The organism is Candidatus Delongbacteria bacterium (genome assembly GCA_041675285.1).
Classification (GTDB): Bacteria; CAIWAD01; CAIWAD01; order CAIWAD01; family CAIWAD01; genus CAIWAD01.
On sequence record JBAYTZ010000015.1, the window covers coordinates 24,299 to 40,257 of the forward strand.

A 15,959-nucleotide genomic window follows, 5' to 3' on the forward strand; every position below is an offset into this window, starting at 1 on the left:
GAGACGGGATTCCACGATGCTGCAACTCGCCAAACTCTATGCGGGCACCTTCGCCGCCTTCCTCGTGCTGGACCTGCTCTGGCTGGGCGTGCTGGCCAAGGGCTTCTACCGGCGGCAGATCGGCTTTCTGATGGCCGACAGCCCCAACTGGACAGCCGCCCTGCTCTTCTACCTGCTCTTCGTGGCGGGCGTCCTGGTCTTCGTGGTCCAGCCGGGGCTGGCCGCGGGCTCGCTGAAGTCCACCCTGCTGCGCGGCGCCTTCTTCGGGCTGGTGAGCTACGCGGCCTTCGACCTGACCAGCCAGGCCGTGCTGAAGGACTGGCCGGTGGCCCTGACCGTGGTGGATCTGGCCTGGGGCGCGGTGCTGACGGCCAGCGTGAGCGCCGTGGGCTACTTGATCGGCACGGCGGCCCGCTGAACGTTGGCCGCATCGTATTCGGGATTGTGTGGCGCCCAGCCTGGGTGTATGTTGTACAGCGAGACTGTGCACAGCCATCCCAAGCCAGGAGCCGTCCATGTCCCGCCTACCCCGTTCCACCTATCTGACACTCAGTCTGTCTGCCCTGATCTGGTGCCTGTCCCTGGGCTGCGAAAGCAAGGACGACGATTCGTCGACCTTCTGCCTGAGCCAGACGGGCACCTTCGAGAACATCTACGCCAACTCGATCCAATGGGACGGAAGCGGCTTCCTCTGCGGGGCGGGCAACCGGCTGCTGCAGCTGGGCCTTGCGTCAGGAAGCCCGGTCCTGCTGGGCCAGTTGTGGTTGATTGACTGCAACCTCTTGGCGACCTCCGGCCAACGGGGCGTGGCCGGGGGCTACAGGGGATTCCAACTCTTCAGCTGGACGGACGCGGGGGGCCTACAGGAGGGCGCAGTGATGGACAGCGTCGCCGGACTGCGGGCGTTGGACATGGAAGGCGACCTGGTGGCCGCCGCCCTGGACGAGCAAGGCATCTGGCTGCTGGATGTGGCGGATCCCCAGGCGCCGGCGCGGCTGGCGCTGATTCCCAACGGGGATCCCAGTCTGCACGTCTGGTTCAGGAGCCTGCAACTTTCCGGCGATCGCCTCTACGCTTTGAGCCAGGATTGGGAGCAGGACCTGGCGGTCTATGACATCTCGGATCCGCAATCCCCGGTTCTGCTGGGAACGGCCGACACCTACGGGGGCGAGTTCGCCCTAGCCCAGGAGCGCGTGTACCTGCTCGACGATGTGGACGGGCTCTACGCGCTGCGGGCGCTGGATTTGCGGGATCCCGCCCATCCCGTCGCGGGCGGCACTTGTATCACATCACCCTACAGTCTGAGCGACTTCCGCGTGTCCGGCACGCGACTCTATGCGGTGGGCAGGGCCGAACTGGGCATCCAGCCCCGCTACCGGCTCTACGAGTTCGACATCGAGGATCCGGACAACCCGCGACTCAATGGTCTGGTGGAGCTGGAGCGGCCCTGTTACACCATCGGAGTCGGCGAGGAATATGTCCTCGTCAAGCAGGAACGGGTGGACGAGGCGGCTGCCAGCATGGATCTCTATTCCACCTGCGACGGGTGGCAGCCCTGAGCCCTGCGCCACGCGGCTCTTCCGCGGACGGGACGGGAAGACCCGGTGACACACAGGCGTGAATCTCCGTCCGGCAGCTGGTATCATGGATCATGCTCGCTTAGAAAACTCCGCCAGTGAACACAGTGAATCCTTCGGAGTACGCCCCCATCCCGACCTTCCCCCGCCTTGCGGGGGAAGGTGTCGCACGCACACCATCTCATCTCGTCATGTTGCATGAAGGAATCGGACAGGCAAAGCGCCTTCCCCCGCAAGGCGGGGGAAGGTCGGGATGGGGGCGTGCGTCGCAAGCAACTGTAGGAACAAGGCTGAATCATCTACACAGTCATATCATGGATCGTCACCATCCCCGTCACACCACGCCCATCATCCGGGAGGAAGCCATGCGCTCGCTCATCGTTCTGTTGCTCTTGGCCGGCGCGACCGGCGGCGCCCGCGGCGAGTTGTGGCTGGGGTTGGAAGAGGCCGGCCTCAGCGTCAAATCCACGGACCTGGCGGGCTTTCCTGCCGTGAACTGGACCAACCACCCGGGCTTCGAGGTGAACGGCATGGCCGCCGCGCCGGACGGCGCGCTCTACATCTGCAACGGGCCTTTCACGTCCCACGTGTACCGCTACGACCCGCTGAGCGGGGCCACCCAGGACCTCTGCACCAGCGCCGTGGACCTGCACGGGCTGGGCTACGGCAACGACACGCTCTACGGCTTCGCCAACTTCGCCAGTCCGATGGGCATCTACTCCATCAATCCGGCCACGGGCGCGGCTGCGCTGGTGGTGAACCTGGCGCCTTCCGGCCGGCGCTTCTTCGGGCTGGACTTCAACCCGGCGGACGGCCTGCTCTACGGCTACGACGAGTACGGCTCGCCCGGCGGGCTGTGCTCCATCGATCCGGCCAGCGGGGCCATCGTGCCCATCGCCGGGATGATTCCCGCCGAGAACGGGCAGGGCCGCGCCCTGGCCGTGGGCAACGGCGTGGTCTACGTGGGGGCCACGCGCGGGGACGAGGGCATTGCGTGTTACGCCTGGGACCTGGAAGCGGGCGGACCCTGGACGCCCTTCACCCAGCCCTACCCCGCCCACCACAACACGGGCGGCGCCGCCTTCCTGGGTGGCGAAGAAGCCCCGCAGTGTTTGGTGGAACCCGCCGCGCTGGAGCTGGGCGCCCAGCTGGGCGGCGGCCTCTACACGGGTCAATTCACCATCACCAATGTGGGCGGCGGCGTGCTGGAGGGCCTGGCCCAGGGCGGCGGGGACTGTCCCAACCTGAGCCTGCTCAACCCCGGCTACAGCCTGGCCGCCGGCGAATCCCAGGTGGTGAGCGTGATGTTGACCCTGGATCCGCTGCCCGGCCACTTCCTCTGCACCGTGGATCCGGGCTCCGGCTGCGAGCTCCTGCCGCTGAGCGCCGACGTGGTGGGGGTGGAGATCTTCCACGGCGAGGCCTCCGCCTGCGGGCTGGTGGAGGAGCTGGGCCACCTGCCCGGCGCCTTCGGCGGCTACATGGTGGACTGGAACGCCGGCGACGTGGGCCTGAACCTGCTCAACGGGGCGGGCCATCCGCTGACGGTCTCGCTCTGGATCAACGGCCAGTCCCGCTGGAGCGGCACGGTGAACGCCGACCAGTGGGCCGGGCAGGCCAGCGGCGTCAATCCGGCGGCCCTGGGCGTGGATGAGGAGCTGCACTTCGAGGTCAGCGACGGCGGGCGGACCTGGAACACGGGCGGGGAGGGCTGCCTCTGGGAGCTGCGCTTTGCCGGGCTGGCCGCCGGTGATCGTCCGCAGGGTTTTCGCTTGGACGATCCCGCGCCCAACCCCTTCAATCCCGTCACCACCATCACGGTGGAGCTGGCCCAGGCCGGCGAGCTGGAGCTGCGCGTGCTGGATCTGGGCGGATGCGAAGTGGCCGTCCTGCAGCGCGGCGCCCTGCCCGCCGGCCGGCACGAGTTCCGCTGGGAACCCGGCGCCCGGCCCAGCGGGCTCTACTTCGTGACAGCCCGCAGCGCGGCCGGGACGCAGACGAGGCGCGTGCTCTTTCTGAAGTAGCGGCGGCCCGCCGCCGGGCGGCGTGTCACACGAAGGGGAGCTGGATTAGCCATGCGACCGATGGAGATCAATCGTCAACGCTTCTTTCTGCGCGATGAGCAGGGCCGGCGGCTCTTTCTGCTCTTTGGCCCCTGCCTGCGGCCCTGGGTTGCTCCCGACCGGGACGCAGAGAACTGGCTGCTGCGCCGCCTGCCTGGGAGGTGGTGGGATGTCCTGCTCCCTCTGCCGTTCTACGTCATCGGCGGGATGCTGATCTGGCGTTCACCTCTCCTCGGTTTCTTGTTTCTCTTCGTGTCGCCGGCGCTGGTGACCCTGGTCGCCCGCCGGCTGTGGCTGGCCGGCGATCTGCGAACCTGGCAGCGGGTCCCGCGTCTGTCTCTGCGCCGTCACATGCGCTTGCGGGCCCGCCAGACCGCTCCCGCCACGATCAAAGGTGCCCTGGTGGGCACATTGCTGGTCGTGCCGGTGGGCTTGTTCCTTGCCACGCAATCGGAAATTTGGGAAGTCGGTGCCCTGCTCGTTCTGTTCGGGGCGCCGATCGCGGCCATCCAGTGGCGCCTGTTGTGGCTGGCGCGCCGGGAGCCGCAGCCGCTGCCGGCGGCGGACGAACCAGCTGACGGAAGCATACGTGACGTGACAGGAGGCATCCATGAGCAGTCTTAAGCAGCTCCGCCAGCACCTGGTGATCCAGGACGAGTCCGGCCGCCGACTGTTCTTTCCGCTGGGCATCCTCTCCCGCCCGCGGGTGATTCCGGATCCCGGGGCGGAGGACTGGCTGCTGCGGGACTGGAACCGTGTATCACTGCTGATATTCGGTCCCTCCGCCATCGTTCTGTTGGGTGGATTGGTCTGCTATCTCCAGCACTGGTACGCGTGGTCCATGGCTCTCCTGCTCACGGGCGTGAGCGGCGCGGCGCTGGGCACGCAATGGCACTTCCGCAGCTCGTCGCAGAGCTGGGAGCGTCTGCCCCGCCTGCCTTGGAGCCGCTGGCTGCGGCTGCGCGCCGTCGGACGGCTTCTCTCCCATCTCCTGCTGGAAGCCGCGTCCTGGGCCTTTCTGCTCTTCGTGGGCGTGCAGATTCTGCGGACCGGACACGCCGACATGCAGCTGCTGGGCTGGCTGCAGACCGGTATCAGCGGGGTGCGGCTGGCGCTGACCTTGGGCCAGCTGGCGTACCGGCCGCGGCCCACTCCGGACCCGCCCGTGGCTTGCTAGTTTGCCGCCACTTGTCATTCCGCGAGGCTCCCAATGATCGTCACCGTGCTGCTTGTTTCCGTCGTGGTGCTGGCCGTGGCCTACTGGACCTACGGCCGCTTCCTGGCCCGCTACCTGTCCCTGGACGATAGTCAGATCACGCCGGCCTGCGAGCTCAACGACGGCGTGGACTTCGTGCCGGCGGAGCGCTCCATGCTGCTGGGCCAGCACTTCTCGGCCATCAGCGCCGCCGGGCCCATCGTGGGGCCGATCCTGGCGGGGATCTGGTTCGGCTGGCTGCCCGCGCTCTTGTGGATCCTGATCGGCAGCGTGTTCATCGGCGGCGTGCACGACTTCACCAGCCTGGTGGCCAGCGTGAAGAACAAGGCAGCCTCCATCGGCGAAATCGTGCGCACGCACATGTCGCGCACCTCGCAGATCCTCTTCCTGGTCTTCGTGTGGATGGCCCTGGACTACGTGATCATCGCCTTCACGGACATCACGGCCCAGACTTTCGCCAGCGTCACGGCGGACGCGGCCTTCGGCCCGGGCGTGGCCGTCAGCAGCGGCCTCTACCTGCTGCTGGGGCTGGCCATGGGCGTGCTGCTCTACCGCTTCAAGACCAACCTGACCTGGACCACGGCGCTGTTCATCCCGCTGGTGCTGCTCACCATCTGGCTGGGCACGCAGCTGCCAGAGGGTCTGAGTACCGCGCTGCTGGGTATCAGCGTCAAGCAGTGGGAGCTGATCCTGCTGGCCTACTGCCTGGTGGCGTCGCTGCTGCCCATGTGGCTGCTTTTGCAGCCGCGCGGCTATCTGGGCGGCTGGTTCCTCTACCTGGTGATGGGCGTGGCCCTGCTGGGCACGCTGTTCGGCGGTCAGCCCGCGCAGTATCCGGCGCTCAACCTGGACGGCCTGGCCAGCGCGTTCAACGGCAAGCTGCTCTTCCCGATCCTCTTCATCACGGTGGCCTGCGGCGCGTGCTCGGGCTTCCACGGGATCATCAGCAGCGGCACCACGTCCAAGCAGATCCGCCAGCAATCGGACACCAAGGCCGTGGGCTACGGCGCCATGCTGCTGGAGGGCCTGGTGGCCGTGCTGGCGCTGGCCACGGTGATGATCCTGGCGCCCGGCGACGAGGCGCTGAAGGCCGAGCCCAGCCTGATTTTCGCCAAGGGCATCGCCGGCTACCTGGGCCACGTGGGCGTGAGTTTCCACCTGGCGCTCTCTTTCGCCCTGCTGGCCTTCTCGACCTTCGTCTACGACACGCTGGACGTCTGCACGCGGCTGGCGCGCTACATCCTGCAGGAGCTGTTTGGCTGGCAGAGCGCGCGCGGCGCCCTGCTGGCCACGGGCCTGACCCTGCTGCTGCCGCTGGTCTTCCTGATGCTGACGAAGGAGAAGGGCTACGTGGCGGCCTGGCCGATCTTCGGCACTTCCAACCAGCTGCTGGCCAGCCTGACCCTGCTGGCGGTGAGCGTCTGGCTGATGCGCTCCGGGCGCAACGCCATCTACACGCTGCTGCCGATGGCCTTCATGCTGGGGATGACGCTCTGGGCGCTGGTGACCCAGATCCTGCCTTTCGCGCGCGCCCTGGCTGCGGGCACGAGCATGACGGCGGACGTGGTGATCAGCGGCGTGATGGGCAGCGTGCTGCTGGTGCTGGCCGTGTGGCTGCTGGTGGAGGCCTGGAGCGCCCTGCGCCGGGCCCGGCCGCCGGCCCTGGCCCCGGGTGCGGCGTCCGCCGCCTGAACCCCCGCGCCCGTCCGGGACTCCCCCGTTTGATGGGGCGCGATCCCTATGTTCCAGCCGTGTTCGGCAGGTCCGCGCAGCGCCGTCCAGCGTCAGGAAAGGCAGCATGGATTCCACCCCCCCGCCCAATTCCGAACCGGCGACCCCGCTTCCGGTTGAGGACGCCGCCACGCTGCGGCAGCAAGTCCAAACCCTGCTGAATGAAGCCTGGGCCGTCATGCGCGCCGATCCGACCAGCGCCTGCGAACAGATGGAACACGCGTTCGCGCTGGCCGCGCCCGTGCTGGACGACGAGCTGCGGCTACAAGAGTGCGCCTGGCAGGCCGAACTGCACTACAAGCGCGGCGAGCTGCCCGCCTGTCTGGCGGCGGCCGGCGAGGCCCGGCGGTTCGAACACCTGCCCACGTGGAGCAAGTACTCGAAGATCATCCTGAGCAACTCCGGCCGGGCCCAGGCCCTGATGGGGCGCTATTCCGAGGCCCTGGGCTGTTTCCAGCAGTTGTACCAGATCTGCCTGCAGGAGGGCAATCGGCCGGGCGAGGCGAGCAACCTCAACAACATGGCGCTGATCTGCTGCTCCACTGGGGATCTGGCCACGGCGCACCGGCTGTTCCAGCAGGCCCTGGCCATGCATCGCGAACTGGGCGACCTGCAGGGCGAGTGTTTCATCTACAACAACCTGGCCATGTTTCCGCGGGAGGGCGAGGAAGAGGAGGCGCTGAACTGGGCGCGCCACGCGCTGGAAATCGCCCGGGGCCTGGGCCGGCCGGGGATGGAACTGATGGTGCTGGACACGCTGGGTGGCCTGCTGCTGCGCTGCGGCCAGCTGGAAGAGGCCCGGCCGCTGCTGGTGGACGCCATCCGCAAGGCCCGCGAAAACCACGATCTGCGCAACCTGGCCCCCGCCCAGCTCAATCTGGCGCGCCTGCTGCTGGCCGCAGGCGAGCCGGAGGCCGCGCTGGCCCAGCTGGACGACGTGCAGCCCATGCTGGACCGGCAGAACATGGATCCGGAGCGCGTGACCTGCCACGAGCTGCGCGCCGAGGCGCTGGAGCGGCAGGGACGCATTCCGGAGGCCCTGGCCGAACTGCGCCGCCACCTGGAGCTGAAGAACCAGGTCCTCAGCGCGGCCGAGCAGGAGCGCGTGAAGAACCTGCAGATCCTCCACGAGACCGAAGTCCAGCGCCGGGAGGCCGAGGGCCAGCGGCGCAAGGCCCTGGAAATGGAGGGCCTGGCCGCCATGGGGCGCGAGATCACGGCCTCGCTGGACCTGCAGACCGTGCTGGAGCGGATCAACGAGCGCAGCCGGGAGTTGATGCGCGCCGGCGATTCGGTCATCTACCTGCTGCAGCCCGACGGCGTGTCCCTGCGGGCCATCGCCGTGTCGGGCCGGCACGTGCAGGAGCTCTCGGGTCTGGTGGTGCCGCTGGAGGGCTCGCTGGCCGGGGCGGTCTGCCGCGACGGCCGGGCGGAAGTGGTGAACCATCCCGGCGAGGACGCGCGGATCCTGGTGCTGGCCGACACCAACGAGCACGAAGGGGAACGCCCGGCGGACTACGCCATGGCGGCGGCGGCCCTGGGCCTGGGCGACGAGTCGCTGGGCACCCTGCTGGTCTGGCGGGAGCGTCGCGGCAGCGGCGAGTTCGACCCCCAGGACCTGGGCGTGCTGGTGGCGCTGGCCCAGCAGGCGGCCATCGCCATCCACAACGCGCGCCTGTTCGAGGAGCTGCACGAGGCCAAGCAGGCGGCGGAAGCGGCCCTGGCCCAGGTGAAGACCCTGAAGGGCTTGGTGCCCATCTGCGCCAGCTGCAAGAACATCCGCGACGACGCGGGCTTCTGGCACAACGTTGCCGACTACATCAAGGACCACACGGAAGCGGAATTCAGCCACGGCCTCTGTCCGGGCTGCATGCGCAAGCTCTATCCGGAGCTGGCGCCGGACGAGGAGGACGAGGCCCGCTGAGCGCGGTGGCCGTCCGCCCGCTGTCAAAGCGGCCCGCGGCGCGGCCGGAGCCTCCGGGGCCGGTGGTGCGCTGGACATCCCCCACGCCGATCCCTAAGATGACCCACGCCTTGAGCCGATGGCGGGGACTCTCACCCGCGGAACGCCGGATCGTCCGGCCCCTTTGGAGCAGGTTTTGGAGCACGCCGCACCCCATTCCACCCCCCAGCCAGCCCGGACAGCCGCCGCGGCGGTCCCGCCGTCGCCAAGTGTCGGCGAGGACTGGTGCCGTCCCACCCGCGAGGAACTGGCCCAGCTGGAGCCCTTCGTGGGTCTCCAGATGGACGAGGTGCGGGTTCCCGCCACGCCCGAAGAGGCCCATGCCGCCTTGGCGGAGTTGAGCCGGCACGCGTGGTTGGGCTTCGACACGGAGTCCAAGCCGACCTTCGCCCGGGGCGAGAGCTCCAGCGGTCCGCACCTGGTGCAGTTCGCCACGCTGGAGGGGGCCTTCCTCTTCCAATTGAAGCGCGCCGAGTGCCTGGAGGCCGTGCGCGCGCTGCTGGCCCGGCCGGACCTGCTGAAGGTGGGCTTTGGCCTGGACACGGACCTGACGCAGCTGGAGGCCCGGCTGGGCTGCCGTCCGCAGGCCGTGCTGGATCTGGACGAAATCTTCCGGCGCCGGGGCTACGGCCGCTCCCTGGGCGTGAAGAACGCCGTGGCCATTGTCTTCGGGCAGCAGTTCCACAAGTCGCGGCGCATGACCACGTCCAACTGGGGCGAGCCGCGGCTCTCGGAGCGCCAGCTGCTCTACGCCGCCAACGACGCCTACGCCGCCGCCCGGGTGTATCACGAGCTGGGGACGCCGCCTCCGCCTCCGGTGGAGATCCCCGTTCCCAAGCCGCCGTCCCGGCACCGCTTCCGCCGCCGTCGGCGGAGCGCGGCGGGCACTCCGGCGGACGAGAGCTGAGCCGGGAGGACGCATGCCCCGACCTGCCCGACCCCCCATCGAAGTGCGCGACTCGCCCATCGCCGGGCGCGGGATCTTCGCCCTGCGCCGCCTGCGGCGCGGCATGCACGTGCTGGAATACACCGGGGAGCGCATCTCGCCCGCCGAATCCGTCCGCCGCTACGACGACGAGCGCGACGAGTCGGCCCACGTGCTGCTGTTCACGGTGGATCGCCGGACCGTCATCGACGGCGGCGTGGACGGCAGCGACGCGCGCTTCTTCAACCACTCCTGCGAGCCCAACTGCGAGGCGCTGAACCTGGAGGGGCGGATCTTCATCTGCACCCTGCGCACCATCCAGCCCGGCGAGGAGCTGTGCTACGACTACCGCCTGTCACGGACGGGGCCGCGCACGAAGGAAGTGGAGGCCCGCTATCCCTGCCGCTGCGGCGCCCCCGGCTGCCGGGGCACGCTGCTGGCCCCCCGGCGGACGCGGCGCGGCTGAGCGGCCCGGGTCGGATCAGGCCGCGGCGGCGGCGCGACGTTCCCGCACCAGAATCCACAAACCCACCAGGCTGCTGACGCTCACCAGGGCGTCGGAGAGCAGGCCCGGCAGCGAGCCCACCAGCAGGTTGTGTCCGGTCCAGAAGGGAATCGTGAGCAGGAGAATCAGGCGGAAGGGCAGGACGCGGGTCTGGTAGCGGCCCAGGCTAATCCCGGCCATGCCCAGCGAGGCGAACACGCTGGGCCAGCCCATCCAGGTCAGCGCCAGTCCCAGGGCGATGGCGGGCAGGGTGAGCAGGTAGGCCACGCGGAAGCCCGGCCGGGTGCCCAGCGGGATGGCCGCCAGGGCCTGCAGGGTGGCCAGGCCGTTCATCAGGCTGCCCGTCCAGGCCTCGATCAGCGCGTAATGCAGCAGGAAGCAGAGGCCGGAGAGGGCCTGGAGGACCAGCATCTTGCGCCGGCCGCGCAGAAGGGGCCAGAGCAGATTGAGCGCCACGCCCGTCAGACCCAGCAGCATGGCGATGGGTGGCGTGTCCGCCAGGTTCAAGGTGTGGTCCCATCGGCTGAGTGTGTGTTCCGGCGCGGGCAATGTCGGCAATGACGGGCGGCGGCCCAATCCGGGCCGTGTCGCCCTGTCCACGGAGGAAGAAATGGGCGGGTTTCTACGCAATCTGCTGGGGTTCATGACGGTGCTCGGGCTGGGCGGCCTGGCCTGGAGCGCCGGGCCGGCACCGGTCGCGGACCCCGTCCGCCAAGTGGCCTTCACCTTCGACGACCTGCCGGCAGCCCGGCCCCGTGGGCTGGAGAACACGCAGGCCCTGACCACGGCCCTGGTGGGGCGGATCGCGGCGGAGGGCATCCCGGCCGTGGGCTTCGTCAACGAAGGCAAGCTGGCGGACCTGGGGCTGGACGCGGCCGCCGGAGCCGCGCTGCTGGAGCCCTGGCTGGCGGCGGGCCTGGAGCTGGGCAACCACACGCGCTCGCACCGCTGGTTCTGGAAGACGCCGCTGGACAGCATGCAGTTGGACGTGCTGGCGGGCGAACGGATCCTGCGCGGACTCTGCCAGAGGCACGGCCGGCCCCTGCACTGGTTCCGCCACCCCTACCTCAACACCGGGCCGGACTCCGCCAGCAAGGCGGCTTTCGAGGGTTTCCTGGCGGAGCACGGCTTCCGGGTGGCGCCCGTGACTCTCGACAACGACGAGTACGTGCACGCCCGCGCCTACGATCTGGCCCGGGAACGCCGGGATTCGGCGGCCATGGACTCCATCGCCGCGGACTATCTGCGCTACATGGAGGGCGTGGTGGTCCATTTCGAGGAGCAGGCCCGGCGCACGCTGGGCCGCGAGCCCGCCCAAGTGCTGCTCCTGCACGCCAACTGGCTGAACGCCGAGCGGCTGGGTCCGCTGGCGGGGATGTTTCGGCGGCGGGGGTACGGGATCATCGGGCTGGATGAAGCGTTGAAGGATTCCGCTTATGCGCTGCCCGACACCTACATCGGCAAGCGTGGCATGTCCTGGCTGGAGCGCTGGGCGCTCAGCCGCGGGCAGGAGCCGGGCGAGATGCCCGAAGCCCCGGACTGGGTGCGGGCGGCCGCCGGACTGTGATGCCCGCTGTGCGCTGTGTCACAGGCGGCTGGCCGGTCCGGCCCCAGGTTGGAGTCAACTTAGAAGAGGACGAACGATGAACTTCCTGCGTTTTGCGGCCCTGCTGTTGGCGGGCGCCGGTCTGGCCCAGGCCGAACTGCTGGGCCTGGGCGTGATGGTGGGCGAGCCCAGCGGGCTGACCGCCAAGAGCTGGCTGGACAAGACCCACGCCGTGGATCTGGGCCTGGCCTACAGCCTGAGCGGCGACACCGACCTGCAGGTGCACGCCGACTACCTCATCCACAACTTCGGCCTGCTTGCGGACAGCGGCATCAAGGGCCGCCTGCCCTTCTACTACGGACTGGGCGGCCGCCTGCGGCTGCGCGAGGGCTCCGGCGACGACGGCAAGGACAAGCTGGGCGTGCGCGTCCCGCTGGGCGTGTCCTGGTATCCGCCGGACACGCAGCTGGACATCTTCCTGGAGCTCGTGCCCGTGGTGGACCTGATTCCCGACACCGAAGCGGGCCTGAACGGCGCGCTGGGCGTGCGGTTCTGGTTCAAGTAGAGCTCAGAAATCCCGGCGGGAGAAGGCGCGCCAGGCCAGCCAGAGCGGCAGCAGGATCCAGAGCAGCAGGGTGAGGGCCGCCAGCCCCATGCCCAGCGGACCCTGGAAGAAGAGCTGGAAGACCGCGCCCGTGTAGCCCATCATGGCGCCCAGGTCGAAGTGCAGCAGCACCAGCACGCGCGCCAGGTCGATGGGGTTGGCCAGGCAGAGGGCCAGCACCGGGCCCTCCAGCGGCCAGTCCGCCAGCAGATAGCCCAGCATGAGCACCAGACCGTCGTAGGCCACCGCCAGCAGCAGCCAGAGCACGATGGCCAACCCCAGCCCGCGCAGGCGGTTCTCCACCCGGACGGCGATCCAGAAGGCCAGGGCGCAGAAGACCAGGCAGAGCGCGGATCCCGCCCCGAGCAGCAGCAGCAGGCCGGGGACGTCCAGGCCGCGGCCCGCGGAGAGCAGGGGCAGCAGGCAGCCCAGCAGCCAGGCCAGGGTCAGCGGCAGGCTGAGTCCCGCGTAGAGGCCCAGGAAAAGCGTGCGCCGCGGGACGGGTTGGGCCAGCAGCAGCTCGATGAAGCGCCGTGACTGGTAGAGATAACTGGCGCCGTAGACCAAGCTTACCAGTGGCACCAGGGCCAGACTGAGGCTGAGCAGGCTGAGCAGGGCCTTGTCGCCGGCGCCGCCCAGGCGCACCATCATCCAGCCAGCGAACAGGAAGAAAGCGCCGAAGCCGTAGACGATGCGGCTGCGCAGGCCGTCGCGCAGGGCGGAACGCAGGATGATTCCGGCCTGTGTCACGCGTCCGTCCTCCGCATCAGGGCCGCCACCGCCCGCTCAAGGCGCGGCTCGCCCGTCAGCTCGAGCAACTCGCCCAACGAACCCTGGTAGCGCACCCGTCCCTCCAGCAGGAAGACCACGTGGTCGGCCAGCTCCTGCAGGTCGGCCAGGACATGGGAACTCACCAGCACCGTGCGGCCCTGGCGGCGGTCCGCCAGCAGGCGGTCCTTCAGGTGGCTGCTGGCCAGCGGGTCCAGGCCGGCGGTGGGCTCGTCCAGGACCAGCAGCGGCGCGCCGCTGCGCCAGGCCAGTTCCGCGCCCACGCGCTGCAGCGTGCCGCCGGAGAGCCCGCGCAGCCGGCGGTCGTGCACGGCGGCCAGGTCGAAGACCGTGTCGGGCAGGGTGGGTTCGTTCGCCCAGCTGGCGCCGGGAACGCCGCCCGCCGCGGCAGCGCGCACGCCCAGGATCAGCTCCAGCAGCTCGTCCACGCTCAGGTTGTCGGGGTAGTGCGGCAGCTGCGGCATGTAGCCGATGTCCAGCCGCGCGGCGGGGTCCCCGGCCACGGAGCGGCCGTTGACCAGGACCTCGCCCGCGTCCGGTCGCACCAGCCCCAGCAGGATTTTCATCAGCGTGGTCTTGCCGGAGCCATTGGGCCCCACCAGCGCGGTGACACAACCGCGCGGGCAGCCCAGCGTGACACCCTTGAGCGCCTCCACCCGGCCGAAGCGCTTGACCAGCCCGCGCACCTGGATCATGGCTCCCTCATGCGCGGCTGTTCGTCCCGCAGGGTGATGGGAGTCAGCAGGGGAAAGGCGCGCTCGGCCAGATCCAGCAAGTCCACAAACAGGCTGCGCAGCAGGACCAGCGCCGGCCCCTGGTCCTCCACCACGTGGGCGAACACGCTCACCGGGCGGAAGGGGGCGTCCCCGAAGCCGTCGCGGTCGAGGTCGTAGCCGCGGTGACGGTCCCAGTAGTTGCGCCGGAAGCGGCTGAAGTTTTGCCGGCCGTTGGTGGCCACGTCGAAGGCGTTGGCCGCGAAACGGTTGTCCTCGTACAAGCCTTCGGTGGAATTGGCCAGCAGGCGCAAGGCCCAGCCGTTGCGCAGGAATTCGTTGCCCGTGACGTGGAGCCGATTGGAGGCCTCCACGTGCAGGCCCGTGGTGTTGCGTCGGAAACGGTTGCCGTGGATCTGGCTGTCGCTGATCTCCTTCAGCAGCACGCCGTAGGCCGCCGGACCCCAGTTGTCGTGGAAATCGTTGCCGCGCATCTCCACGTGCCGCGAGTACATCACCGCGACGCCCGCCCCGTTGCCGTCGAACTCGTTGCGCTGGTAGCGGCAGGAGTCCGAGAACATGAAGTGCAGGCCGTAGCGCAGGTTGGCGTGGCTGTGGTTGTCCTGCAGGCGGGCCTGGCGGACGAACTCCAGATAGATGCCGTCGCGGTGCCCGCTGATCCTGTTGCCCGTGACCTCCACCGCGCGGCAGTGCCAGAGGTGGATGCCGTTGCCCGCCGAAGTTTCGCGGCCACCCTGGGCGTGCAGCGTGTTGCCGGCCAGGCGGGAGTTCCGGCAGCGCGCCAGGTAGATGCCGAAATAGTTGTCCTCGAAGCGGCAGCCCTCGACCACCAGGCCGGCGGCGTTTTCCGCCAGCAGAGCGGCGTAGTCCGCCCGGTAGCTGAGGCCCGCCCCGCGCAGGGTGAGGCCGCGGACCAGGACGTCGTCGGCCCGCACGATCAGCAGGTGTCCGCCTCCGCCGCCGTCCAGCACGGCGCCCGGGCTGGCCAGCAGCGTCAGCGGCCGGTTCACGCGCACGCTGTCTTCGTGATACACCCCGGGCGCGATCCGCACCGTATCCCGCGCGGCGGCCCCGGCCACCACCCGGCCAAGGCCCGTGGCAGGAGAGGCCCGCCAGATCCGGCTTTCCCCTGCCCGCGCCAACAAGAGCAGCAGAAGAAGCGCCAGCATCCGGCGGGCCCGTGTGCGGTGTAGACTTGATCCCATCGGGCTCAGGGAATCTTCCAGGCGCCGCGGACGTAGGTCAGCACCTGGGACCAGTTGAGCAGTTCGCCGCCGTGCAGGCGGCGCAATTCCTCGGCCTCGCGGCGGTCGGCGCAGGCGCTGAGGCCCAGTCCCATCGGGCTGGGGAGTTCGGCGCAGCGCAGGTAGAGGCTGCTGTCGGCGGCCGCCAGCCGGGCGGGTCGGGCGTGGTGCGTGACCAGCAGGGCGCGGGCCTCCCGGGCGTCGTCCGGCACTTCCAGCGTGTGGGCGGCCAGGCACTCGACGGAATCGAAGATCAGCGCCTTGCCGCGCCGGGTCACCAGCTCGCAGCCGTAGCGGGAATCCATCACGATCATCCGGCAGCGCGCGCAGGTGTCCTGGCGGTAGCGGATCTCGCGCACGCCTGCCTGGCAGCTGCCGCCCACCAACCCGAGCAGCAGGAGCCCGGCCACCAGGGCCATCCGGACGTGATTCGGCCTGGGGCCGGGAGCCGGTCGACCCGGGCGTGAGGCGGTCCAGGCGGCGACGCCCAGGCCCAGGCCCAGGCCCAGGGAGAGCGCGCCCAGCCCAGGCAGGGCCGTGGTGCGCATGTTGAGCAGCTGGCGCGTGCCGATCAGCGGTGGCTGGTAAGTCATCCCGGGCACCTGGATGGCGGCGGAGGGATCAAGGTTGTGGCCGTAGTCGTACTCCCACAGCCAGAAGTCCACCAGCGAGGCCGCGCCGCCGGCCAGCAGCAGGCCCAGCCAGAGCCCCAGCAGCCAGCGCCTGCCCAGCCAGGCGCCCAGAAAGCCCAGGGCGGCCATCCCGGTCAGCGCCACGGGCAGGATGCGCAGCTCGGGGATGCTGTCCGGCTCGATGGTCTTCATCCCGATGTAGTGGTTCAGGCCGTTGATGTTGTGCAGGTCCTGCTCGCGCTGGCCCGTGATCTGGTGCGCCCAGATCTTGAGCCCAATGCCCTCCGGATACTGGGGGGCGGAGAGCGAGATGGTCCAGAGCGGAAAGAGCAGGGCCAGCAGCAGGGTCAGCGAGGCGGCCGCGAACAGCAGCCGGGAGCGGGGGTTCATGGGGTCCTCCGATGCGGGACGGACGGGGGTCCGCAGACCC

Annotated in this window: 16 protein-coding genes; 11 read left to right on the forward strand and 5 right to left on the reverse strand. The window is 69.5% G+C overall.

Going from position 1 to position 15,959, the window contains the following annotated elements; all coding sequences use genetic code 11:
- Positions 1-16 precede the first annotated feature (16 nt).
- The 9 genes from WC326_13315 (at position 17) to WC326_13355 (ending at position 9,941) form a co-directional block, all read left to right on the forward strand.
- A complete protein-coding gene (locus tag WC326_13315; protein MFA7332042.1) occupies positions 17-418 on the forward strand; it encodes a DUF2177 family protein in 402 nt (133 codons plus the stop codon).
- Positions 419-515: 97 nt separating this feature from the next.
- Positions 516-1,559, forward strand: a complete 1,044-nt coding sequence (locus WC326_13320) for a hypothetical protein (GenBank protein MFA7332043.1) — start codon at positions 516-518, stop codon at positions 1,557-1,559.
- A 383-nt stretch (positions 1,560-1,942) separates the two neighbouring features.
- A complete protein-coding gene (locus tag WC326_13325) occupies positions 1,943-3,601 on the forward strand; it encodes a hypothetical protein (GenBank protein ID MFA7332044.1) in 1,659 nt (552 codons plus the stop codon).
- Between the two features lie 51 nt (positions 3,602-3,652).
- Complete coding sequence (locus WC326_13330; protein ID MFA7332045.1) at positions 3,653-4,264, forward strand: hypothetical protein; 612 nt, start codon at positions 3,653-3,655, stop codon at positions 4,262-4,264.
- On the forward strand, positions 4,251-4,817 hold the full coding sequence (locus tag WC326_13335; protein ID MFA7332046.1) for a hypothetical protein: 567 nt from the start codon (positions 4,251-4,253) through the stop codon (positions 4,815-4,817). Before WC326_13330 ends, WC326_13335 begins: the two co-directional genes overlap by 14 nt.
- Before the next feature lie 33 nt (positions 4,818-4,850).
- Positions 4,851-6,548 (forward strand): carbon starvation CstA family protein, encoded by a 1,698-nt coding sequence (locus WC326_13340; GenBank protein MFA7332047.1) that lies wholly within the window; start codon positions 4,851-4,853, stop codon positions 6,546-6,548.
- A 106-nt stretch (positions 6,549-6,654) separates the two neighbouring features.
- On the forward strand, positions 6,655-8,511 hold the full coding sequence (locus WC326_13345; GenBank protein MFA7332048.1) for a tetratricopeptide repeat protein: 1,857 nt from the start codon (positions 6,655-6,657) through the stop codon (positions 8,509-8,511).
- Positions 8,512-8,686: 175 nt separating this feature from the next.
- Positions 8,687-9,457 (forward strand): 3'-5' exonuclease, encoded by a 771-nt coding sequence (locus WC326_13350; GenBank protein ID MFA7332049.1) that lies wholly within the window; start codon positions 8,687-8,689, stop codon positions 9,455-9,457.
- Positions 9,458-9,470: 13 nt separating this feature from the next.
- Positions 9,471-9,941, forward strand: a complete 471-nt coding sequence (locus WC326_13355; protein ID MFA7332050.1) for an SET domain-containing protein-lysine N-methyltransferase — start codon at positions 9,471-9,473, stop codon at positions 9,939-9,941.
- A 15-nt stretch (positions 9,942-9,956) separates the two neighbouring features.
- Here WC326_13355 and WC326_13360 read toward each other — a convergent pair whose 3' ends face one another.
- Positions 9,957-10,487 (reverse strand): YgjV family protein, encoded by a 531-nt coding sequence (locus tag WC326_13360; GenBank protein ID MFA7332051.1) that lies wholly within the window; start codon positions 10,485-10,487, stop codon positions 9,957-9,959.
- 103 nt (positions 10,488-10,590) lie between these two features.
- On the opposite strand from WC326_13360, the gene WC326_13365 reads away from it, so the two are divergent.
- Positions 10,591-11,547 (forward strand): polysaccharide deacetylase family protein, encoded by a 957-nt coding sequence (locus WC326_13365; GenBank protein MFA7332052.1) that lies wholly within the window; start codon positions 10,591-10,593, stop codon positions 11,545-11,547.
- A gap of 76 nt (positions 11,548-11,623) precedes the next feature.
- A complete protein-coding gene (locus WC326_13370) occupies positions 11,624-12,091 on the forward strand; it encodes a hypothetical protein (protein ID MFA7332053.1) in 468 nt (155 codons plus the stop codon).
- A gap of 3 nt (positions 12,092-12,094) precedes the next feature.
- On the opposite strand, the gene WC326_13375 is transcribed toward WC326_13370, so the two are convergent.
- The 4 genes from WC326_13375 to WC326_13390 are packed head-to-tail and all read right to left on the reverse strand — an operon-like array spanning position 12,095 to position 15,919.
- Positions 12,095-12,880, reverse strand: a complete 786-nt coding sequence (locus WC326_13375; protein ID MFA7332054.1) for an ABC transporter permease subunit — start codon at positions 12,878-12,880, stop codon at positions 12,095-12,097.
- The gene (locus WC326_13380) at positions 12,877-13,614 is read right to left on the reverse strand and encodes an ABC transporter ATP-binding protein (GenBank protein ID MFA7332055.1); all 738 of its coding nucleotides are present in this window, start codon (positions 13,612-13,614) and stop codon (positions 12,877-12,879) included. The genes WC326_13375 and WC326_13380 overlap by 4 nt, the downstream gene beginning before the upstream one ends.
- A complete protein-coding gene (locus WC326_13385; GenBank protein ID MFA7332056.1) occupies positions 13,611-14,822 on the reverse strand; it encodes a nitrous oxide reductase family maturation protein NosD in 1,212 nt (403 codons plus the stop codon). Before WC326_13385 ends, WC326_13380 begins: the two co-directional genes overlap by 4 nt.
- Before the next feature lie 41 nt (positions 14,823-14,863).
- Positions 14,864-15,919, reverse strand: a complete 1,056-nt coding sequence (locus tag WC326_13390) for a nitrous oxide reductase accessory protein NosL (protein MFA7332057.1) — start codon at positions 15,917-15,919, stop codon at positions 14,864-14,866.
- Positions 15,920-15,959: the final 40 nt, after the last annotated feature.